Raw genomic sequence first — 21,600 nt, forward strand, 5'->3', positions numbered from 1 at the left:
CGGCGTTATCTCAACCCTTCGGGGAGACCGACGCCGTCGCCCGGCGCTCCAGCTTGCCCCAGCCGACCCGGCCGCCGCGGATGGCCATGACCACCGACTTGACCACGACGTAGTACATCAGCTGGCGATAGCCGAACCGCTGCACCGGCAGGAACGGCAGATCGGCCCACGGCGCGCGCTTCTCCAGGGCCATGCCCAGGGCGCCGGCCGAGAGGTCCACCGCGATGAACACCGCCCAATAGGCCAGGCCCAGCAGCATGTCGTCGGGCCGCCACTCCACCGGGTGGGCCACCGCGCCATAAAGACCGCTGACCAGGCTCCAGACCACCGCGAGGTCCACCAGCGGCGCGGCGACGGCCAGGATGATCTGGAACAGCCAGATCTGCGGCAGGGCCACGAAGCCCAGCACCGGGGTCTTGGTCGAGAACATCGCCCGGCGGTGCTTCCAGACGCACTGCAGGGTGCCGAACGACCAGCGGAAGCGCTGCTTGAGCAGGCCGCCGACCGTGTCAGGCGCTTCGGTATAGGCGCGGGCCTCGGGATCGAAGGCGACTTTCCAGCCGGCGCGCTGGCAGGCGATGGTCAGGTCCTGGTCCTCGGCCAGGGTGTCGGCGGGATAGCCACCCAGCGTATCGAGCACGCTCTTGCGCCACGCACCGACCGCGCCGGGCACCACGGTCACCGCACCCAAGGCCGACAGGGCGCGGCGCTCCAGGTTCTGGGCGGTGACATATTCCAGGGCCTGCCAGCGGGTGACGATGTTCAGGCGATTGCCGACGATGGCGTTGCCGGCCACGGCGCCGACGTCGGGATCTTGGAACCAGCGCGCCAGGCGGCCGATTGTCTCGGGCGGGAACAGGGTGTCGGCGTCCAGGGCCACGACGAACTCGCCCCTGGCCACGGCCAGGCCCCGGTTCACGGCCCGCGCCTTGCCGCCGTTCTCGAAGCTCAGCAGCGTCACGCGCGGATCGTCGGCGAAGTGGTCGCGGACCTCCTGGGCGGTGCGGTCCTTGGAGCCGTCGTCCAGAACCAGGACCTCCAGGTTCTTCCAGTCGCTCTCCAGGATCCGCGCCACGGAGGCGGCGATCACCTTCTCCTCGTTGAAGCAGGGGATCAGGACGCTGACCAAGGGACCATTGTCGCTGTCGAGGTCGGCCGGCTCCTCGTGGGTCCAGAAGCGATGGACCAGGGCGAGGCTCGCCAGGAACACCAGCCGCGCGACGCCCAGGAAGATCGCCGCCACGAACAGCCAGGTCATCGCCGCCTGCGCCCAGCGGAAGAAGTCGAAGCCCAGGCGGTCCAGGGCCAGCCCCACCGCGTCGCGCTGGGTCGGGGGCATCACCTGCTGCGGGGTCATGCCGGCCAGCTCGCCGACCGTAACCAGGCGATAGCCGCGCGCCCGGATCTGGTCGATCAGCCCCGGCAACGCGGCCACTGTGCGGCTGCGGTCGCCGCCGGCGTCGTGCAGCAGCACCACCTGGCCGGGGTTGTTCCCCGGGTTGTCGAGACGGTCGAGGGTGCGGTCGATGATCTGCTGCGGGGTCGGCTTCTGCCAGTCGTCGGGATCGATCCGCAAGCCGACGGTCATGTAGCCCAGGGTCTGAGCGATCACGAGCGGGGCCACCTCGTGCGGGGTCGAGGGCTCGGCGTCGCCGAAGAACGGCGGGCGGAACAGGCGCATCGAGCGGCCGGTGATCACCTCGAACAGGCGCTGGGTGGCGTTCAACTCGACCGTCACCTGCGGCAGCGGCGTCTCGGCGATGTTGGGGTGGGTCCAGCTGTGGCCACCGACGTCGTGACCCTCATCCACTTCACGCTGCACCAGGTCGGGGCGGCGCTGCATGTTCTGGCCGATCACGAAGAAGGTGGCCGGCGCGTTCTTCTTCTTGAGGATGTCGAGGATCTTCGGCGTCCAGCGGCCGTCGGGACCGTCGTCGAAGGTCAGGGCGACCAGGCCCTTCTTCTGGCCGTAGCGCTCGATGACGTAGCTGGAGGGAATGACGTCGTAGGTCTCGCCCGAGATCAGGCCGGTGTCGGGATCGAACTCCAGGCCGCGCTTGCCGGGCGTGGGCAGCTGGGCGATCCGCAACACCTCGCCGCCGCCGTCGAAGTCGACGCCTTGGCCATTGGCGAGCGTGGTCAGCCCGCCCGGCGAGGCCTGGCCATAAGGCTTGCCCAGCAGCGACCAGACGCCCGGATCCTCCATGCCCATTCGCCACAGGCCGTAGCCGCGCGGCTTCCAGGGGTCGGAGACCTTGACCTGGTTGAACAGGGTCACCGCGTCCAGGAACCAGACGACGTGGTTGTCGCCGTTGTCGTCGGTGTACTGGTAGGTCGGGTTCAGGGCGTCGTCGTCCATGCGGATCGTCGCCCCGGCGTCCTGGGCGTTGCGCATCGCCTCGTGGAAGGTGGCGGGCGCCCCCGAGGCGCGGCTGCCGTCCTTGTTCAGCGTCCAGTCGTAGCCGTAGGCGCCGAGCGCCAGCACCGTGCGGTTCGGGTCGAGCTGCTTGGAAAAGCGCTTCTCCAGCTCGCTCTCGTACCAGTCCTGGCCGGCGTTCGGCCCGGGATCGCCGAGGGCGTAGTGCTGGTCATAGGCCATCAGCACCAGGGTGTCGGCGCTCTGCTGCAGGCGCTTGAGCGGCCAGCCCTCCTCGTCGAACGGGGCGGTGACCCAGACCTCGCGGCCGGTCGCCTTGAAGGCCGCACGGGCTTCGTCGAGGAACTTCGGATAGGCCGCCAGCCCCTTGGCCGATAGCGCCTCGAAGTCGAAGACATAGCCGCCGAAGCCGCGCTGGGCGGCCAGGGCCTCGAGATTGGCGATCAGCTTGGCGCGCGCGGCGGGATCGGCCAGCAGGGCGTCGGCCAGCGGTCCGTTGAAGGCGGCGTTGGCCGAGTTGTGGACCAGCGGCAGCACGGCCAGCCGGCTGGAGGCCGCCGCGATCCGGGCCGCGCCCTGCGGGTCGTCGACGACGCTGATCGCACCGGACGCGCCGTTGATCGCCACCCACTGCGGGGAGATCACATCCAGCTTGTCGATGTTGCGGCGCAGGGACTCGCGGCTGTCCTCGTCCCAGGGGACATAGAAGCCGACCGACAGCGCCCGGGCGCCGGCCTCGTTCGGGGCGACCTTGGGATGGGGCACGCGGCGCCAGGTCTTGGCCGGCCGCGTCTTGCGGACCGTCTCCTGGTGCAGCGAGGTCAGGACGTGGGGGTCCTTCAGCGGCGCGTCGGGCAGGCGCGGGGCGAAGGCCAGGGTGGCGGCGAAGCCGGCCACGATCGCGGCGATCAGCGAGATGACGATCCCGAGGGCCAGCTTGGCCCGCCGCTCACGCTTGCCCGTGGGGTCGTGGAAGATGTGGCGGTCTTCGGGGGTCATGGCGGCGCTCGCGATTTGGGCGGCTCATGATCCCCGATCTTGACCGAAGCGTGGCGGTAGGCGGGCGGCGGAATGCCGCTCCCCACCGTGGGTTCGCCTCAGTCCACCCAGTCGCGGTCCAGACGGCGCGAGGCCAGGAAGAAGAGCAGCGCCGCCAATAGATAGAAGCCCATGCCGGTATAGATCGCCCAGCGCAGCGACTCCGCGCCGAACACGGGCTTCAGGGCGTCGGAGACCGCGCCGAAATAGTAGATGCCGACGGCGATCCCCAGCAGGTTGTTGATCAGCAGGAACAGGGCCGAGGCCGTGGTCCGCATCGGGGCCGGGGCCAGGTGCTGCACGGCCGCCGTGATGGGACCCAGCCAGGCCAGGTTCAGGCCCGTGGGGATCAGGAAGATCACGAAGGCCAGGGCCAGCGAGGCTTGCCCGCCCAGGCCGCCGACCAGCGCGCCGCTGTTCATGGCCAGCAGGAAGCACGGCACCGAGATCAGGAAGGCGATGGCCGGGGTCAGCGGGTAGCCGGCCTTGGACTTGGCGCCCAGGCGATCGGCCATGACGCCGCCCATCCAGATGCCCGCGACGCCGCCCAGGAAGGCGATGCCGGAATAGTACCAGGCGGTCTGGGCCAGGGTCAGGCCCAGACTGCGCATGAAGAACGACGGCAGCCAGGCCGCGACGCCGTAGCCGCAGACCGACGAGCTGGCCGCGCCCAGGGCCAGCAGCCAGAAGCTGGGCTTGTTGGCCAGCAGCTTGGCCACCTCGCGCAGCGGCGCGGCGGGCGCCGGGGCGACCGGCGCCTCGCCGGGCGCGCGGTCGGCGCCGCCGCGTTGCGGGTCGCGCATCACCAGGCGGAAGATCGGGGCCAGCAGCACGCCCAGCAGGCCCACGACGATGAAGGCCGTGCGCCAGCCGTAGTGCACGGCCAGCAGGCCGCCGACCAAGGTGCCGGCCGCCGTGCCCAGCGGAATCCCGAAAGCGTAGGCCGCCAGGGCCCGCGCGCGCTGGTGCTTGGGGAAATAGTCCGAGATCAGCGAATAGGCCGGGGCCACGCCGCCCGCCTCGCCGATGCCCACGCCCATGCGGGCCAGGAACAGGTGACTGAAGCTGCCGACCATGCCGCACAGGGCCGTGAAGCCGCTCCACAGCGTCAGGGCGGCAGTCATGATCCAGACGCGGCTGAAACGGTCGGCCAGCCAGGCGATCGGGATGGCCAGAGTCGTATAGAGCAGGGCGAAGGCCAGACCGCCCATCAGGCCGAACTGGGCGTCGGTGAGCTGGAACTCGTCCTTGATCGGCTTGGCCAGGATGCCGAGGATCTGCCGGTCCAGGAAGTTGAAGGTGTAGGCCAGGATCAGCATGGCCAGGACGAGGTAGCGATAGCTCCCGCCCTGCGTCTTCGCGGCCGCCTCGGTCCCGTTCTCGCTCATCGCCCGCCCCCGTTACGCGATCCCGCACACATACAAAAAGGGCGGGGCTTGTTGCAGCAAGCCCCGCCCAACTAGTCGCCTAGATTAGAACGCCACCTCGATCGAGCCGGCGAAGGTGCGCGGCGGACCGTAGAAGCCGATCACCGAGTTGTTGTAGGTCGCCCCGGCGAAGTTGTAGCCGCCGGTGCGGTACTTTTCGTTCGTCAGGTTCTTGCCCGTCAGAGCCAGCTTGTACTTGCCGCCCGGGGCCGTCCAGATCGCCGTCAGGTCCACCAGGGTGAAGGCCTTCTGGTCCAGGGCCGGCAGCGGCTGCTCGAACTGCTGGTAGGCGTCGCGATAGCTGACCATCGGGGTGATCGCCAGGCCGCCGCCCGCCAGTTCGCCGCGCCAGGTCAGGCTGACATTGCCCGTCCATTCCGGCGTGTTCTGGAAGCCGTAGAGGTCGGCGACGTTGATCACCTGGCCGGTCGCCAGCACGGTCGACGGGTTCAGCGGGTTGGGCGCACCGGCCGGCACGAAGCGGCTGAAGGTGTCGTACTTGGCGTGGATGTAGCCGAGGGCGACATTGGCCGACAGGTTGGCGGTCAGCTTGGTGTTGGCTTCGAACTCGACGCCGTACAGGGTCGAGGCGCCGGCGTTGTCGACCGAGCTGGCGATGCCCGAGGGCACCACGACCTGGGTCGTGACCTGCTGGTTCGTATATTTCGACAGGAAGGCCGCCGACGAGAACGAGACGCGGCGCTCGAACAGGTAGCCCTTCAGGCCGGTCTCGTAGGTCTTCACGACCTCGGGCTTGTAGCCCTGGGTCGTCTGCGGGGTGATGAACGCGTCGCCGCGCATGTCCCAGCCGCCCGACTTGTAGCCCTTCGAGAACGAGACGTAGGTCGTCAGGTCGTCGTTCAGCTCATACGAGGCCGAGAGGCGCGGCGTGAACTGCGAGAAGGTCTTGGCGGCGTTGTAGTTCGTCCGCACCTGCAGGATCGCGCGCTGGGCGCCGCCCTGGTACGGGGTCGGCGTCGCGCCGAGATAGAAGAAGCGATAGACGCTGGCGCGCTTGGAATCGCGCGTGGCGCGGGCGCCCAGCGAGACCTTGAAGCGGTCGGTCAGGTTGGCGCTGAAGTCGAAGAAGGCCGCGAAGCTCTGGGTGTCGACCTTGCCGCCGTCGGCGATGGCCACGCCCAGATTGCCGGCGATGGTGTCGAACTCGCCCGAGGCCTGGCTGTTCATGTAGTAGATGCCGAAGACGCCCTGGACGTTCTCGTCCGAATAGACCGCCTGCAGTTCCTGCGACAGCGACGCGTCGTCGTAGTTCGCGGGGACGTCCAGCGTCGGCAGCGGGGTGCCGTCGAAGTCGATCAGGGTCTTGGTGTGACCCGTGCGGTGGGCCGTGATCGACTTCACCGTGACCTTGTCGGTGACGTCCCACTGGCCGGTCAGCGACAGGCCGTCGGTGGTCACCTTGTTCTTGTCGCCCAGGCCGGCTTGCGTGTCGTAGATGCCCAGGATCGGATAGCTGCCGGCCGTCGGCAGGGTCTCGCGGTGGCCGTGACGCGGGTTGGAATTGTCCTCGACGCGGTCATAGGCCAGGCGGAAGAACAGGTTCTCGGTCGGCTTGTACTCGGCGCTGAGGCGCAGGGCGTCGACGTCCTTGTTGTAGTGCTCGGCGCCCGTGGTCAGGTTCTCGCCGTAGCCGTCACGCTTGTAGCGTGCATACGAACCGCCGATCGACAGGCCGGTTTCGCCGATCGGCGCCTGGGCCGAGACCAGCAGGTCGGTCTGGTTGTAGCTGCCGTAGGCGCCCTTGACCTTGAAGCCGGCTTCATTGCCCAGGCGCTTGGTCACGTACTTGATGGCGCCGCCGATGGTGTTGCGGCCGTAGAGCGTGCCTTGCGGGCCGCGCAGCACTTCGATGCGCTCGATGTCGAAGATGTCGAGCACCGCGCCCTGCGGGCGATAGATGTAGACGTCGTCGACATAGAGGCCGACGCCGGGCTCGTAGCCCCACAGCGGATCCTGCTGGCCCACGCCGCGGATGTAGCTGATCAGGGTCGAGTTCGAGCCCCGGGCGGTCTGCACCGTGATGTTCGGGGTGGTCTGCGAGAGCACGGTGATGTCCGTGCCGCCCGAGCGTTCCAGCTTCTCGGCCGAGAAGGCCGAGACGGCCACCGGGACGTCCTTGAGGTTTTCCTCGCGACGGCGGGCCGTGACCACGACCTCGTCCACCGAGATCGCATTGTCAGCAGCCGGAGCCTGTTGCGCCGACGCGACGCCAGCGATCGTGCTCCACGCGGCGCCAGCCAGCAGCGCGGCTTTCCACATTGATTTCATGGGATTTCCCCTCCCCTTGCGTTCCGCCCTTCCGAGCCGGATCCGTCTGAAGCGGACGCGTGCTCGGGGTTCGCCAATTCATCGAACAGCGAATTGCGATCACAATCACCCGAACCAGCGCCGGACGCCAGCCTTTTTTCATCAGGTGATGAAAAAGAACCGGGGACGGAAGGTCAGGGGCGGGATTAAACCCTGCCGGCCTTAGCGATTACGGCCTCGAAGCCGGCCGCGCAGTACGAGAACAGGCGGCGGCGGACCGCCTCCAGGTCGCTGGAATGGCACTCGCCTTCCGACAGCGAGTCGATCCGTCCGGTCTCGGACAGCGACAGCATCATCGATCCGGTCAGGAACTGGTAGCACCAGTAGAGGTCGCGATACTCGGCCTGGGGATGCACGCTCTTCAGGGTCTCGACCAGGCGATGGACGACCGGATCGAAGAACCGGGCCATGGTCTCGCCGCCCCAGGCCGGCGTGTTGTTCACCTGGGCGACCAGGGCGAAATAGCTCTTCCAGCCGGGCCCGCCGTCCTGCGAGATGCGCAGCAGCGGCTCGATGAAGGCCTCGATCACGCCCTCGACCGTCATGGCCCCCGAATGGGCCCTCAGATAGGCGTCCATCGAGGCCTCGCGGGCCTGGTTCAGGATCTCGGCCCGACGCAGGAACACCGCGTCGAACAGCTCGCGCTTGGCGCCGAAATAGTAGTGGATCAGGGCGGTGTCGACGCCGGCCTCGGCCGCGACCTGGCGGGTCGTCACGCCGTGGAAGCCATGGCGCGCGAACAGGCCCTCGGCCGCGTCGAGGATGGTTTCCTTCAGGTCCAGGCCCTTGGCCTTGGACGGACGGCCCCGCCCGCCGGAACGGGCTCCGGAGCGGGATGGGGGCTTGGCTGCGGTCATGGAGATCGGGCCCGCCGTGGTTGCGCTCCGTCCTCGGATAGGCGCAACCCGGCGGGCGTGGCAAGGGACCGTTGTTATCTAGGCCTGCGCGAACACCCCGTGGAAGGTCACCGGCAGGGCCACGGGCGCCCGCCAGGCGGCGATCGGGCCTTGCTTCACGCGGCGGGCGTCGAAGACGTGCAACTCGGTCGCCCCGGCGTCCAGATTGAGCGTCGCGCCGACCAGCCAGCCGTCCAGCTCCTCGGACGAATCGGGGCGCGGGACGAAGACCATCTCCTCGACCAGATGCCGCGCGCCGAAGTCGAAGACCTGGTCGCTGTCGGCCTTCCAGTCGCGGACCGCCACGCTCTGGAACAGTGGCCGGTCGGGCCGCTCGTTGGTGACGTGGACGGAGTAGCGGCGGGCCTGGCCGGCGAAGCGCGGGTCCGAGCGCGGGAACTCGGCGCTGACCGATTCCCTGGCGAACGCGCCCTTGCCGTCGGCGCGCAGGGTGATCAGGGCCCGGCGCGGGGGCGCGGCCCGGACATGCTGGCCTTGCAGCAGCAGGCCGGCATTGACCGCCGTGCCCGACGGGTCCTCGTCGACACAGGCGTCGAAACGGATGGTCCCGTCGGCCTCCTCCCAGGCGTCGCCCAGGTGGAAGAAGAAGAACGGCGGCAGCTCGAACACCCGGCGCCTGGAGAGGTCGTCCTTGTCCAGCACCAGGACCTGGGTCCCCAGCTCCGGCTTCCACTGCATCGAGGTCGAGAACGGCATGACCATCCGCTCCTGCACCCAGGGCTGGAGCACCAGCACCAGATGGCGCGCGGTGGCCGTGAAGTCGTGCATGTAGCTGCCGCGCGGCAGGGCGATCATCTCGGCGTTCATCAGGGTCCCGTCCGGGGCCAGCTTCCAGACCACCGCCTGCTTGCCGCCCAGACCGATGTTCCAGATCGTCCCGTCGGGCTGGACGCGCGGGTGGGCCAGGAACGGCATGCCCTTCAGGTCCGGGCGCAGGGTCTTGAAGCCCCGCGTCTCCAGGGTGGCGGGATCCAGCGCCGTGGGCGAGCCGCCCTCCCACAGCGCCCACAGCTCGCCGCCGGCCATCAGCACCGAGGTGTTGGCGGCGTTGGCGTCGTCGGGGCCGGAGAGGGCCGAGCCGGGACCTGCGGCGGTGCCGTAGCCGGGCGTGATCACGGCGTTGGCGGCCGTGTCGTTGCGGCGCTTCACGGTGTCGACGAAACGCGCGCTCATCCGCGCATGGCCGTCGGCGATCTGGAACTTCCGGACCATGCCGTCGCCGTCGAACCAGTGACCGACCGAGCGGCCCGGACGACGGAACTTGGCCGGGCCGTTGCGGAACAGGGTCCCCTTCAGCTCGGCCGGGGCGCTGCCGTGCAGGCGGGTCATGGCGGTCGGCGCGAGGTCGGCCTCGACGTCGGCCAGACCCAGGGTCCAGTCCACGGCCTTCGCGTTAGCAGCCGCCGCCCAGACGGCCTCCGGAGTCAGCAGGGAAGCGCCGCCCAGCAGGGTCGCGCCACGCAGGAAATCGCGCCGGTCCATCGATGCTTCTCCTACTTCAGGTGGATGGCTTGGGCGTTGGCGCCGGCCTTCACCTCGAAGGCGGCGGCGTCGAAGCTGGGCGGGCCCATGTTCGGCTGGGCGTCGCGCGAGAAGCCGTAGGGCTCGACCGGCAGGCCGAACGGGTTCGTGCCCATCTTGCCGTTGTCGTCGACGTCCTGGAACGCGCGGACGGCATAGGTCCCCGGCGGTAGGGCGACGATCTTGGCGGCGGCGGGATTGTCCGAGGCTGAGGCCATGGCCACCCGCGCCGGCTTGCCCGAGGCCCAGCCCTGGGCGCTGTCGAACACGGCGATCATCACCTTACCTTGCGTCGACTTCAGCGCCGGGAAGGTCAGGGTCAGGTCGCCGAAAGTCTCTTGGGCGTGGGCAGCCGAAGCGAGGGCGGCGGTGGCGATCAGCGCCAGGCCGAAGGTGCGGAGCGTGGTCATCGGGAAATCCTTTGTCGAAGGGGTTTGGTGAGGGATCGGCTCAGCTCAGGAACACGGTCCAGAGCAGGCGGCCGGGGATGAAGGCGAACAGGCCGGCCAGGATCAGGCCGCCCACGAACATGCCGGTCATGGCCCGGCGATGGGTCGCGACCTTGCCGCGCTTGATGGCGTAGACCGCGCCCGGCAGGCCCACGATCGTCCAGCCGGACAACAGGTGGATGAAGCTGAAGGCGCCGTGATTGATCTCGCGGATGAACAGCGAGCTGACCGCCGTCGAGCCCATGGCCAGCACCCAGGTCCAGCCCAGCATCTTGTGCAGGGTCGAGCCCTTCACGCGCATCATCAGGACGATGCCGATCATCAGCGCCGTGAGGGCCGAGGTCAGGTGGACCTTCACGACGGTCGGCGCCGCCGCGATCCGCGAGAAGTCCGGCGCATGCGGTTGGAACTGAACCCGCTCTGCGAAGGCCGTGACGTTCGTGAACAGGGTCGGCGAGGCGACGGCCACGATCAGCATGGCGGCCCCGACGCCGAAGGCGGCGTTGCGCAGGCCGGTCCAGCGATCCGCAAGAAGACCCTTGGGGCCTTGCGAAATTGACTTGCCGTCGGTGGCCATCTTCCTTCACTCCGGGTTCGGGCGGGGCGTCGGATCGCCTTGCCGTCGAAAGCCTTGGTGGAGTGGGCGGGCCCGTGTCTCAATCGTCGTTGCGTCAGTCACCGGCTCCGTTTCGCGAACGGCTGGCCGACGCCGTTCACGCTTCGCGAACGGTCATGGCTTCGCGGGAAAGCCTGCGCGGTTTCATGGTGTCGGGCGCGGCCGGGGTGTTCCTGGCGCTGATCGGCGCGTTCGGCAGCGACGAGGCCCCGATGGGGATCCGGCTGGTCTATTGGGTCGGCCTGTGCCTGGCCGGCGCCGTGGTCGGCACGGGGGTCAGCCACCTGATCGGCCGCGAAGGTCGCGGGGACGAGCGCCCCTGGCTCTTCGGCGCCCTGACGGTGCTGGGCATCACCCTGCCCTTCACGGGCGTGGTCTGGCTGGTCAGCGAGCTGGCCTTCCATGGCGGCGCGCCGCGCCTTGCCACCCTGTCGCTCTATCTGGGGCCGGTGTTCATCGTGACGGTGGCGATGACCGCCCTGAACTTCCTGGTCCAGCGCCGTCCGGCCGAGACCCATGCCGCCCCGGTCGGGGCCCAGCCGGCGCGCTTCCTGGACCGCCTGCCGCCCAAGCTGCGCGGCGCCGAGCTCTACGCGGTCGAGGCCCAGGACCACTATCTGCGCCTGCACACCTCGCGCGGCCAGGACCTGATCCTGATGCGGCTGTCGGACGCCGTGGCCGAGCTGGAGGGCATCGAAGGCGCCCAGACCCACCGCTCGTGGTGGGTGGCCAAGACGGCCGTCGAGGGCGCCCAGCGCGGCGACGGCCGGGCGACCCTGACGGTGAAGGGCGGCGTCGCGGCGCCGGTCAGTCGCGCGTATGCGAAGGCGTTGCGGGAGGCGGGGTGGTTCTAGGCCTCTAGAACTCTTCCCACTCGTCGATCTTCGGCGCGGCCGAGCCCGGGCGGGCCGAGACACGCGGCATCGGGCGCGGAGCGGGCGCGGCGGGACGATGCGCGGCCGGCGGCGGGGCGATGGCCGAACCGGCCGGGGCCGAGGCGCGGTTCTGCTGGCCGACGCTGAACTGGCCCATCAGCTGGGTCAGGTTGTCGGCCTCGCGCGACAGGGCGTGGCTGGCGGCCGTGCTCTGCTCGACCATGGCGGCGTTCTGCTGAGTGGCCTGGTCCATCTGGTTGACGGCCACATTGACCTGCTCCAGACCCGTGGCCTGTTCCTGAGCCGAGGCGGCGATCTCGGCGACGACGCCGTTGATCTGGCCGACCTGGGCGACGATGCGATCCAGGGCCTCGCCGGTCTTGCCGACCAGGTCGACGCCCGACTCGACCTGCTGGGTCGAGTTCGAGATCAGGGCCTTGATCTCCTTGGCCGCTTCCGCCGAGCGCTGGGCCAGGGCCCGAACTTCCTGGGCGACGACCGCGAAGCCACGACCGGCTTCACCGGCGCGCGCCGCCTCGACGCCGGCGTTCAGGGCCAGCAGATTGGTCTGGAAGGCGATCTCGTCGATCACCCCGATGATGTTGCCGATCTGGGCCGAGGACTTCTCGATCTCGCCCATGGCGGTGATGGCCTCGGCGACGACCGCGCCGCCGGTCTCGGCGTCCGACTTGGCCACGCCGACCACGCGGCGGGCTTCCTTGGCGCCCTCGGCGGTGCGCTTGACGGTCGAGGTGATCTCTTCCAGCGCGGCGGCCGTCTCTTCCAGACCAGCCGCTTGCTGCTCGGTGCGCTTGGCCATGTCGTCGGAGGCGTTGGTGATCTCGCGGCTGCCGGCGCGGATGCCGTCGGCGTTGCCGATGATCACCTTCATGGTGTCCTGCAGCTTGGTCAGGGCGGCATTGAAGTCGCCGCGCAGCTTTTCGTACTCGGGCGGCAGGTCGTCATTGACGCGATAGGTCAGGTCGCCGGCGGCCAGGCTGGAGAGGCCGACGCCGAACGACTGCACGACCAGCTCCTGCTGCTCGGCGATGGCCTTGGCGGCGATGGCCTGGCGCTCGGCTTCCGAGCGGGCCTTGGCCTCGGCGGCGGCGGCATCGGCGGCCAGCTTGGCGATGGCGTTTTCCTTGAAGACCAGGACGGCGCCGGCCATCTGGCCCAGCTCGTCCTTCTGCCCCACGGCCGGGATCGCCACGGTGTTGTCGCCGTCAGCCAGGCGGCGCATGACGCCGGTCATGGCCCGCAGCGGCGCGGAGACCTTGCGGATCACGACATTGGTGGCGAAGACCATCAGGCCGGTGGCGATCAGGGCGATGAAGCCCATGATCGCGGTGGCGATTCCCCCCGCGGTCTTGGCGGCGGCGCCGTCCTCGTGGGCCACGCGGGTCTGCAGGTCGACCAGGGCGCCGACATTGGCGGTGACCGGATCGATGGTCGGATAAAGCTTGGCGTCGACAAAGGCCTGGAGGCCGGCCGCGTCATTGGCCTTCATCAGAGCCTGCAGCGTTTCGACGGTCGCGTCGGCGGCCGGCAGGGCGGCGGTGACCTGGTCGGCCAGCGCCTTTTCCTCGGGGGTCATCTGGGTGGCGGCGTAAGCCTGCCAGTTCTTGGCGATTACCGACTGGGCGGCCTCGACGTTCTCGGCGGCCTTGCCCATCGGCAGCTCGCCCGACCGCGCCTTGTGGGCGCTGTCGACGATGTTGACCGCGTACATGTCGCTGACGGCCTTGAGCTGCTGCATCGGCTCGACGCGATCCGCGATCACCGACTGCATGCGCTGGTTGGCGACGCCATTGGCGACGAAGCCCGAAAGGCCGATGGCGGCCATGCCGACGCCCAGCGCGGCCAGGCAGGCCAGCAGTCTCGCCTTGATGGTCCAGGTCATAGGAAATCCCCCGCTGATGACCTCGACGCGACCGCCCCGTGCCCGGACGGTCTGACGTCGTTCATCGTGAGGAAGCGCTCCGATTGTTAACCAAAACCTTCACCGCAACCGCGCGTAGGAACCGGCGTTTTTCCCGGATTCCGGTCTGCCTAATCCTTGAACAGGCCCCAAGGCAGATTTGCCCCTTAACCATACCGTCGCCTCGACGAAATGCCGGAGAACCGACAGGACGAAGGGGAAATACCACCGGGGAAACCGGTGTTATTTCCCCCTATGCGACAGGGTGACGCACTCGCCCGGAGGCTGTCGGGATCAGGCCTTCCAGCCGCCGCCCAGGGCTTTGTAGATGGCCACGACGTCAGTATTGACGCCGGTCTCGGCGACGCTGAGGGCGTCCTCGGCGGCCAGAAGCGTGCGCTCGGCGTCGAGCAGGACCAGGAAGTCGATGCCGCCTTCCTTGTACTGGATCCGCGCCAGCTCGGCCGCGCGGCGCGAGGCGGCGGCCTGGTCGGTCAGACTGTTCAGCTGGGCCTGCTGCTGGCGGTAGGAGACGAGCGCGTTCTCCAGGTCCTCCAGCGCACGCAGCACCGTCTGGTCGTAATTGGCCAGGGCCGCGTCGTCACGGAACCGGGCCGCGCGCAGGCGGGCGTGGGCGCTGCCCAGGTCGAGGGCCGGCCAGCTGACGCTGGGGGCCACCGACCAGGCCTTGCTGGCGCCGTTTCCGAAACCGGCCGAGGTCCCCGACAGGAAGCCGACGAAGCCGGTCACCGAGACGCGCGGGAAGAGGTCGGCCGTGGCCACCCCGACCTGAGCGGTCGACGAGGCCAGGCGACGCTCGGCGGCCTGCACGTCCGGACGCCGGCGCAGCAGGTCGCCGGCCTGGCCGATCGGCAGGGCGGTGATCAGCGGACGGGTGTCGACGTCGCGCGCCGTTAGCAGGGCGTCCAGCGCGCCGGGGCGCTGACCGGTCAGGACGGCGAGCCGGTAGTTGGCGCGCTTCTCGGCCGTGATGAGGACCGGGATCGCCGCCTCGGTGGCGTTGAGGCGGGCCTGGGCCGAGGCGACGTCGATCGGGCTGCCGGCCCCGGCGTCGAACCGCACCTTGGTCAGGCGCACGGTCTCGCGCTGGGTCTCGAGGTTGCGGTTGGCGACCTTCAGGCGAGCCTGGGCGCCGCGCAGTTCGAGGTAGTTGCGGGCCACCTCGGCGGCGACCGTGACCTGGGCGTTGCGCAGCTCGGCCTCGGTGGCGCCCGCTTCGGCGCCTGCCGCCTCGACACCACGACGGACGCGGCCGAAGAGGTCGATCTCCCAGCCGGCGTCGAAGCCGGCCTGGTAGGTCTGGCCTTCGACGCGCTTGCCGTTGGAGCCTGGCTGCTGCTGGTCGCTCTTCACGTAGGTCCCGTCGGCGGTGACGTGCGGCAGGAGGTCCAGCTTCTGCTCGGTGAACAGGGCCCGGGCCTCGCCGACGCGGGCGACGGCGATCTTCAGGTCGAGATTGGCGCCCAGGGCCTGGCCGACCAGCTGGTCGAGGACCGGGTCGCCAAACGCCTTCCACCATTCGGCTTCCGGATTGGCGGCGGTGAAGACGGCCGGGTCGGCGTTCTGGAAGGCCGCCGGCGGGGTCGCCGGCGCCTTGTAGTTCGGCCCTACCGCGCAGGCGACGGCCGTCAGGGAGAGGCCGGCGATCAGCGCGGCCCGCAGGGTCTTAGCAAGAACAGGCATCAGTGAGCCTCCGCGGCCGGAGCCGCCGAATTGGCCAGCGCCGCCTTGGCCGCGGCCCGGCGGGCCGTGGTGCGACGGATGACGTAGTAAAAGACAGGCGTGAGGATCAGGCCGAACAGGGTCACGCCCAGCATCCCCGAGAACACCGCCACGCCCATGGCGCGGCGCATCTCGGCCCCGGCCCCGTGCGACACCACCAGGGGGTAGACCCCCATGATGAAGGCGATCGAGGTCATCAGGATCGGACGCAGGCGCAGGCGGCAGGCCTCAAGCACCGCCTGGAGCGGACTGTCGCCGTGCTCCTCGCGTTCCTTGGCGAACTCCACGATCAGGATGGCGTTCTTGCACGCCAACCCTACCAGCACGATCAGGCCAATCTGAGTGAAGATGTTGTTGTCGCCCTTGCTGATCCACACGCCGGCCAGGGCCGACAGCAGGGTCATCGGGACGATCAGGATGACGACCAGCGGCAGGCTCCAGCTTTCGTACTGCGCGACCAGCACCAGGAAGGCCAGCAGCACGCAGAGCGGGAAGATGAAGACCGCCGTGTTGCCCGCCAGGATCTGCTGGTAGGTCAGCTCGGTCCACTCGAAGGCCATGCCGTTGGGCAGTTCCGACTTGGCGATGTCTTCCAGGGCCTTCTGGGCCTGGCCGGTCGAGAAGCCGGGCGCCGGGCCGCCGTTGATCTCGGCGGTCAGGTAGCCGTTGTAGTGGCTCTCGCGGTCGGGACCGGTGGCTTCCTTGAACGAGACGAAAGCGCCCAGCGGGATCATCTGGCCCTGACCGTTGCGGGTCTGCAGGCGCAGCATCTGCTCGGGCTGCAGGCGGAAGCTCTGATCGGCCTGGACGTTGACCTGGTAGGTGTGACCGAAGCGGTTGAAGTCGTTGACGTACAGCGAGCCCAGATAGACCTGCATCGTCTCGAAGAGGTCGGTCAGGGACACGCCCTGGGCCCGGGCCTTTTCGCGGTCGATGTCGGCCTGGATCTTCGGCACGCTGACCTGGTAGCTGGAGAAGATCCCTGCCAGGGCCGGGTCCTTCGACGCCTTGGCGATGACGTTCTGGGTGGCCTTGTAGAGCTCTTCCGAGCCCAGGCCGGCCTTGTCGACGATCTGCATCCGGAAGCCGCCGATGGTGCCCAGGCCCTGCACGGACGGCGGCGGGAAGACCGCGATCTGGGCGTCGGGAATGGCGGCGAACTTCTGGTTCAGCTCGCCGACGATGGCGCCGGCCGACATCGTCTCGCCGCGACGGTTCTTGAAGTCGTCGAGCGGGAAGAACACGGCGCCGGCGTTCGGGGCGTTGATGAAGCCGTTGGCCGACAGGCCGGGGAAGGCCACCGAGTGCTTGATGCCCGGCACCTTCATGGCGATGTCGCCCATCTGGCGGATCACCGCCTCGGTGCGATCCAGCGAGGCCGCGTCGGGCAGCTGCACGACGGCGACCACATAGGCCTTGTCCTGCTGGGGCACGAAGCCGCCCGGCGTCTTGGCGAAGGCGAAGACGGTCAGGATCAGCAGGCCGCCGTAGAGCGCCAGGGCGGCGGTGGAGCGGCCCAGGGTCTTGGCGACGCCGCCGACATAGCCGCTGGAGGCCTTGGCGAAGAAGCGGTTGAAGGGGTTGAACAGCCAGCCCAGCGCGGCGTCGATCAGCTTCTGGAAGCGGTCCTTCGGCGCATCATGCGAGCGCAGCAGGACGGCGGCCAGGGCCGGCGACAGGGTCAGGGAGTTGATGGCCGAGATCACCGTCGAGATGGCGATGGTCAGGGCGAACTGGCGATAGAACTGGCCCGACAGGCCGCTGATGAAGGCGGTCGGAATGAACACCGCGCACAGCACCAGGGCCGTGGAGATGATCGGACCCGTGACCTCGGTCATGGCCTTCCGCGTGGCGGCCGCCGGCTCAAGGCCGTTGGTGATGTTGCGCTCGACGTTCTCGACCACGACGATGGCGTCGTCGACGACGATGCCGATGGCCAGGACGAGGCCGAACAGCGTCAGGGCGTTGAGGCCAAAGCCCAGCATCAAGAGGATCGCGAAGGTGCCGACCAGCGACACCGGCACGGCGATCAGCGGAATGATCGAGGCGCGCCAGCCCTGCAGGAACAGCACCACCACCAGCACGACCAGGATGATGGCCTCGATCAGGGTGTGGACCACCGAGTCGATGCTTTCCTGCACGAAGGCCGTGGTGTCGTAGATGATCTCGTAGTCGACGCCCTCGGGGAACTCCTTCTTGAGCTCCTTCATGGTCTTCTTGACCTCGGCGGCCATCTCCAAGGCGTTCGAGCCCGGGCGCTGGAACACCGGTACGGCGACGGCGGACTTGTTGTCGAGCAGAGAGCGCAGGGCGTAGTTGTCGGCGCCCAGCTCCACGCGGGCCACGTCGCCCAGGCGGGTGATCTGGCCGTCGGCGCCCGAGCGGACGATCACGTCGCGGAACTGCTCCTCGTCGGTCAGGCGGCCGGGGGCGTTGATCGACAGCTGGAAGTCGGCGCCGGAGCCCGCGTTGGGCGGCGCGCCCAGCTGGCCGGCGGCGACCTGGACGTTCTGCTCGCGCAGGGACCGGACGACATCGCCGGCGGTCATCTGCAGGGCAGCCAGCTTCTCCGGGTCCAGCCACACGCGCATCGAGTAGGCGCCCGCGCCGAAGATCTGCACGTCGCCGACCCCGTCGATCCGCTTCAGGCGGTCGCGGACGTTCAGCTGCGCGTAGTTGCTGAGATACAGCATGTCGTAGCGGTTGTTCGGCGAGATCATGTGCACGACCAGGGTCAGGTCGGGCGAGGCCTTGTTGGTCGTCACGCCGATGCGCTGGACCTCCTGCGGCAGCTTGGGCAGGGCCTGGGCCACCCGGTTCTGCACCTGCACCTGGGCCTTATCCAGGTCGGTGCCGAGCGCGAAGGTGACGGTCAGGATCATCGCCCCGTCGGACGCCGACTGGGACGACTGGTAGATCATCCCCTCGACCCCGTTGATGGCTTGTTCCAGAGGTGCCGCCACCGTCTCGCCGATGACGGACGGGTTGGCGCCAGGATAGGCCGCGCGCACCACCACGGTGGGCGGCACGACTTCCGGATATTCGGAGATCGGCAGGCGCGGCAGCGACACCAGGCCGGCGATGAAGATGATGATGGAGAGCACGGCCGCGAAGCGCGGTCGGTTCACGAAGAACTTCGAGAAATTCATGGCGATACGCCTTGGGGAGAGGCTGAAAACGGGTACGCGTAGGGCACAAGCGGCCCCTCCCCCGCCAAGCGGCGGGCGACAGGAACCGTTGAGACCCGAAAAAGACGCCCGGCTCAGACACGCGAGCCGGGCGCTACGCTTCAGTTAGTTCTGGCCGGAGGACCGGGCGGCCTGCGCGATCTGGCGGCCAGCGACTTCCAGCTGCGAGAGGTCGGCGAGGTCGGTCTTGACCTTGACCGGGGCGACGGTGTCGCCCGGTTTGACCTTCTGCAGGCCGCCGACGACCACCCGGTCGCCCGGCTTCAGGCCGGTGCGGATGATGCGCAGGTTGCCGGCCAGCGGACCGATCTCGACCGGGCGATACTCGGCCTTGTTGGCGCTGTTGACGACCACGACGTAGCGCTTGCCCAGATCCGTCGCGATGGCGCGATCGGGGGCCAGGGCCACCTCTTTCGTCTCGGCGCTGACCAGGCGGATGCGGGCGAACAGGCCCGGCGTGAAGCGGCCATCGGCATTGGCGAAGATCGCCCGGCCGTTGATGGTGCCGCTCTTGGCGTCCAGGGCGTTGTCGATGAACGACAGCTTGCCTTCGTGCGGATAACCGTCCTCGGTCATCAGGCCCATATAGACCGGGCCGTTCTTGCCGCGCTCGGCCGAGGCGTACTTCAGGAAGGTCTGCTCGTCGGCGTTGAACTCGGCGTAGATCGGGGTGTCGGACACCACGGTCGTCAGCAGGGAAGCCTGGGTGACCAGGTTGCCGCGCGTGATGATGGTCTTGGAGACCCGGCCGTCGATCGGCGAGGTCACCCGCGTCCATTCCAGGTTCAGGCGGGCGGTCTGGTAGGCGGCTTGGGCGGCAGAGACATTGGCCTGGGCGGCGCGCTCTTCCGACGACAGCCGGTCGAATTCGCTCTGGGCCAGGGCGTTCTGCTCGATCAGGCGACGGCCGCGTTCGCGGTTGATGGTCGCGAGATCCAGCTGAGCCTTGGCGCGCGACACCTCGGCGGCGGCGCGGTCGGCCTCGGCCTTGTAGGGGCGCGGGTCGATCTGGAAGAGCACCTGGCCCTTGTGGACACGGGCGCCCTCGGCGAACTGGGCGCCGTCGACATAGCCCGAAACGCGGGGCCGGATCTCGACGGTGTCGACCGGCTCGAGGCGGCCGGTGAAGTCGTCCCATTGGCGGAGCGACTTGAAGGCGACGTCGGTGACGGTGACCTGCACGGGCGGGGCGGCGACGGCTTCCTGCTTGGCCTGGGCCGAGCAAGCAGCCAGCACGGCCACGGCGGCCAGGCCGGCGAAGGACGTGATGACGGGTTGGATACGCATGAGGGGGACCCTGTCAGGGGGTGAAGCGGTAAAGGCGGGGAGGATTTTCTTGATCATTCCCAGACGGGGCGGCGGGCCGACCCTCGGGTGTTCGAAGACCAGGTCTGGCCCAGGCTGCGGACAGTCGAGTGACCTGCCCAATGGCGCTTGGAGCCGTCGCGGGGCTTCATGAAGCCCAGAAACCCCTTGGAAGACTTGGTCTGGGATGCGGCGGCGGTGTCGTTCGCTTGCGGGGGCATTGGCGCGCGCTCCTTTTTTGGGGTCTAAGGGAGTAAATGTCGCAAGGGCTGTTACTTGACCCGGGCGACCGGAAGGACGATTTAGGATGTGACGAGACCGTTCGGTATCATCTCCATGGCGGAGAGATACTGACCGGTAACTCCCACGTCAAGGAGAGCACGGCCAAAATGGCGACGAGAAATTCTGGGGACGTTGTCGGGGGCGACACGGAAACCGCTGCGGGGACTGCCCAACAGGCAGCCACGGGAGCGCCCGTGTCCAAGCGTCCCGCGCGGGACCGGATCTTCGAAACCGCGCGCGAGCTGTTCTATCAGCACGGCATCCGCGCGGTGGGCGTCGAGACAATCGCGTCCGAAGCCGACGCCACCAAGATGACGCTCTATCGGAACTTCCCGTCCAAGGACGAGCTGGTCGCCGAGGTCCTGCGCGAGCAGGAGCGCGAGTACTGGGCCTGGTGGGAAGGCGTCACCGCTTGCTGCTGCACCGACCCGCGCAAGCAGCTCGAGGCGATCTTCGACGCCTTCGAGACCAAGGCCTGCGACGCCGACGTCCTGGGTTGCCCGCTGTCGAACGCCGCCATCGAGCTGCACGAGGAGAACCACCCGGCGCAGGTGGTCTCGGTCAACTACAAGAAAGAGCTGTACCGCCGGATCAACGCCCTGACCCGCGCCGCCGGCGCCAAGGACGACGACCTGGCCGACTCCCTGATGCTGCTGATGGAAGGCGCTTCGGGGGCGCGCGTGACGCTCGGCGCCGGTGGTCCGGTCAAGGCCGTGGCGCGCTCAGCCAAGGCGCTGATCAAATTCCATCTGGATGGGTGCTGAGCGAAAACCTCGTCCTTCGACAAGCTCAGGATGAGGTTTTCGACTGTTGGGCCGCAACAGTAGTCCTCACCCTGAGCTTGTCGAAGGGCGAGAACGGCCCCTAAGCCCCCGCCCCGATATACCCCAACCCCGCCGCCCGGTGGATGGCCTGGGCTCTGCCGGCCACCCGCAGTTTCAGCGCCGCGTTCTGGACGTGGAAGCGCACGGTCGGCCCGGAAATCCCAATGATCTGGGCGATGTCGGCGTCGGTCTTGCCCGCCGCCGCCCACTTCAGGCACTGGATCTCGCGCTTGGTCAGCCGCACCGGCGGGGCGTCGTCGTCGCGACCGTCGCGATAGGCGCAGACCAGCCGCAACGCCGCCCCGTGCAGCTCGTCGCCTCGCGCTTCGTACAGCGCCTGCAGGTCGGCCACGGGCGTCGATGACGCCCAGACCACCGCCCCGATCACGCCGCTGGTCAGGTAGGTCGGGCAGATGATCGCCGCCTGCACTCCGAACGCCTCGGCGGCCTCGGCCACCTCGATCGCCTCCAGCCTCGGCAGCGGCCGCCAGCTGGAGAACCGGCCCTGATGGTAGAAGAAAGGCTCGGCCGTATAGCGCGCGGCCAGGATGAACGGGGCGCGCAGGGCGAAGGCTCGGTCGCGCCAGTAGCGCAGCGAACTGTCCAGCCACTCGAACGTCGTCTCGGCCAGCGGCTTGCCGTCCTTGCCCAGCATCGGCTCGGGGCTGGAGATGTCGGCGCTGGCGGCGACATAGGGCAGGCCGATTTCGGCGCCCAGGTCGCGGACGCGCTCGGCCAGGGTCGTGACCCGCGCCAGACGTTCGCTGTCGTCCGTCTTGCTGAGCATCG

Annotated in this window: 15 protein-coding genes and 2 pseudogenes; 2 read left to right on the top strand and 15 right to left on the bottom strand. The window is 68.7% G+C overall.

Annotated features, from left to right (window positions below; genetic code table 11):
- Nucleotides 1–10 precede the first annotated feature (10 nt).
- The 7 genes from AC07NN_RS16145 to AC07NN_RS16175 form a co-directional block, all read right to left on the bottom strand.
- Nucleotides 11–3,376 carry a glycosyltransferase gene (locus AC07NN_RS16145; protein WP_494642937.1) on the bottom strand — a complete coding sequence of 1,122 codons (3,366 nt, stop codon included), beginning with the start codon at nucleotides 3,374–3,376 and terminating at the stop codon, nucleotides 11–13.
- Nucleotides 3,377–3,474: 98 nt separating this feature from the next.
- Nucleotides 3,475–4,803, bottom strand: a complete 1,329-nt coding sequence (locus AC07NN_RS16150; RefSeq protein WP_494642939.1) for a spinster family MFS transporter — start codon at nucleotides 4,801–4,803, stop codon at nucleotides 3,475–3,477.
- 84 nt (nucleotides 4,804–4,887) lie between these two features.
- Nucleotides 4,888–7,131, bottom strand: coding sequence for a TonB-dependent receptor (locus AC07NN_RS16155; protein ID WP_494642941.1), 2,244 nt, complete (start codon nucleotides 7,129–7,131; stop codon nucleotides 4,888–4,890).
- Nucleotides 7,132–7,316: 185 nt separating this feature from the next.
- Complete coding sequence (locus tag AC07NN_RS16160) at nucleotides 7,317–8,027, bottom strand: TetR/AcrR family transcriptional regulator (protein ID WP_494642943.1); 711 nt, start codon at nucleotides 8,025–8,027, stop codon at nucleotides 7,317–7,319.
- A 78-nt stretch (nucleotides 8,028–8,105) separates the two neighbouring features.
- A complete protein-coding gene (locus tag AC07NN_RS16165; RefSeq protein ID WP_494642945.1) occupies nucleotides 8,106–9,569 on the bottom strand; it encodes a carotenoid oxygenase family protein in 1,464 nt (487 codons plus the stop codon).
- 11 nt (nucleotides 9,570–9,580) lie between these two features.
- Nucleotides 9,581–10,018, bottom strand: coding sequence for a DUF2141 domain-containing protein (locus AC07NN_RS16170; protein WP_494642947.1), 438 nt, complete (start codon nucleotides 10,016–10,018; stop codon nucleotides 9,581–9,583).
- Nucleotides 10,019–10,058: 40 nt separating this feature from the next.
- Nucleotides 10,059–10,634 carry a DUF2306 domain-containing protein gene (locus AC07NN_RS16175; RefSeq protein ID WP_494642949.1) on the bottom strand — a complete coding sequence of 192 codons (576 nt, stop codon included), beginning with the start codon at nucleotides 10,632–10,634 and terminating at the stop codon, nucleotides 10,059–10,061.
- Nucleotides 10,635–10,696: 62 nt separating this feature from the next.
- Here AC07NN_RS16175 and AC07NN_RS16180 point away from each other — a divergent pair, with 62 nt between their 5' ends.
- Complete coding sequence (locus tag AC07NN_RS16180) at nucleotides 10,697–11,527, top strand: LytTR family DNA-binding domain-containing protein (RefSeq protein ID WP_494642951.1); 831 nt, start codon at nucleotides 10,697–10,699, stop codon at nucleotides 11,525–11,527.
- 4 nt (nucleotides 11,528–11,531) lie between these two features.
- Here AC07NN_RS16180 and AC07NN_RS16185 read toward each other — a convergent pair whose 3' ends face one another.
- From AC07NN_RS16185 to AC07NN_RS16210, 6 genes and pseudogenes are all read right to left on the bottom strand, one after another.
- The gene (locus AC07NN_RS16185; RefSeq protein ID WP_494643994.1) at nucleotides 11,532–12,305 is read right to left on the bottom strand and encodes a methyl-accepting chemotaxis protein; all 774 of its coding nucleotides are present in this window, start codon (nucleotides 12,303–12,305) and stop codon (nucleotides 11,532–11,534) included.
- Between the two features lie 399 nt (nucleotides 12,306–12,704).
- Nucleotides 12,705–13,451, bottom strand: a pseudogene (locus AC07NN_RS16190) (Tar ligand binding domain-containing protein); the annotation flags it as partial.
- Nucleotides 13,452–13,763: 312 nt separating this feature from the next.
- Nucleotides 13,764–15,173, bottom strand: coding sequence for an efflux transporter outer membrane subunit (locus tag AC07NN_RS16195; RefSeq protein ID WP_494642953.1), 1,410 nt, complete (start codon nucleotides 15,171–15,173; stop codon nucleotides 13,764–13,766).
- Nucleotides 15,173–18,361, bottom strand: a complete 3,189-nt coding sequence (locus tag AC07NN_RS16200; protein ID WP_494642955.1) for an efflux RND transporter permease subunit — start codon at nucleotides 18,359–18,361, stop codon at nucleotides 15,173–15,175. The genes AC07NN_RS16195 and AC07NN_RS16200 overlap by 1 nt, the downstream gene beginning before the upstream one ends.
- A 144-nt stretch (nucleotides 18,362–18,505) precedes the next feature.
- Nucleotides 18,506–19,687, bottom strand: a complete 1,182-nt coding sequence (locus AC07NN_RS16205) for an efflux RND transporter periplasmic adaptor subunit (RefSeq protein ID WP_494642957.1) — start codon at nucleotides 19,685–19,687, stop codon at nucleotides 18,506–18,508.
- Between the two features lie 53 nt (nucleotides 19,688–19,740).
- The gene (locus AC07NN_RS16210) at nucleotides 19,741–19,926 is read right to left on the bottom strand and encodes a hypothetical protein (RefSeq protein ID WP_494642959.1); all 186 of its coding nucleotides are present in this window, start codon (nucleotides 19,924–19,926) and stop codon (nucleotides 19,741–19,743) included.
- 168 nt (nucleotides 19,927–20,094) lie between these two features.
- Between AC07NN_RS16210 and AC07NN_RS16215 the strand changes: the two genes are divergently transcribed.
- Nucleotides 20,095–20,751, top strand: a complete 657-nt coding sequence (locus AC07NN_RS16215; RefSeq protein ID WP_494642961.1) for a TetR/AcrR family transcriptional regulator — start codon at nucleotides 20,095–20,097, stop codon at nucleotides 20,749–20,751.
- 2 nt (nucleotides 20,752–20,753) lie between these two features.
- On the opposite strand, the pseudogene AC07NN_RS16220 reads toward AC07NN_RS16215, so the two are convergent.
- Together AC07NN_RS16220 and AC07NN_RS16225 are read right to left on the bottom strand one after the other, a co-directional pair.
- Nucleotides 20,754–20,848, bottom strand: a pseudogene (locus tag AC07NN_RS16220) (hypothetical protein); the annotation flags it as partial.
- Between the two features lie 3 nt (nucleotides 20,849–20,851).
- Nucleotides 20,852–21,598, bottom strand: coding sequence for a helix-turn-helix transcriptional regulator (locus AC07NN_RS16225; RefSeq protein ID WP_494642963.1), 747 nt, complete (start codon nucleotides 21,596–21,598; stop codon nucleotides 20,852–20,854).
- Between the last annotated feature and the right edge of the window lie 2 nt (nucleotides 21,599–21,600).

It is taken from the genome of Caulobacter sp. GW821-FHT09H08 (genome assembly GCF_059415885.1).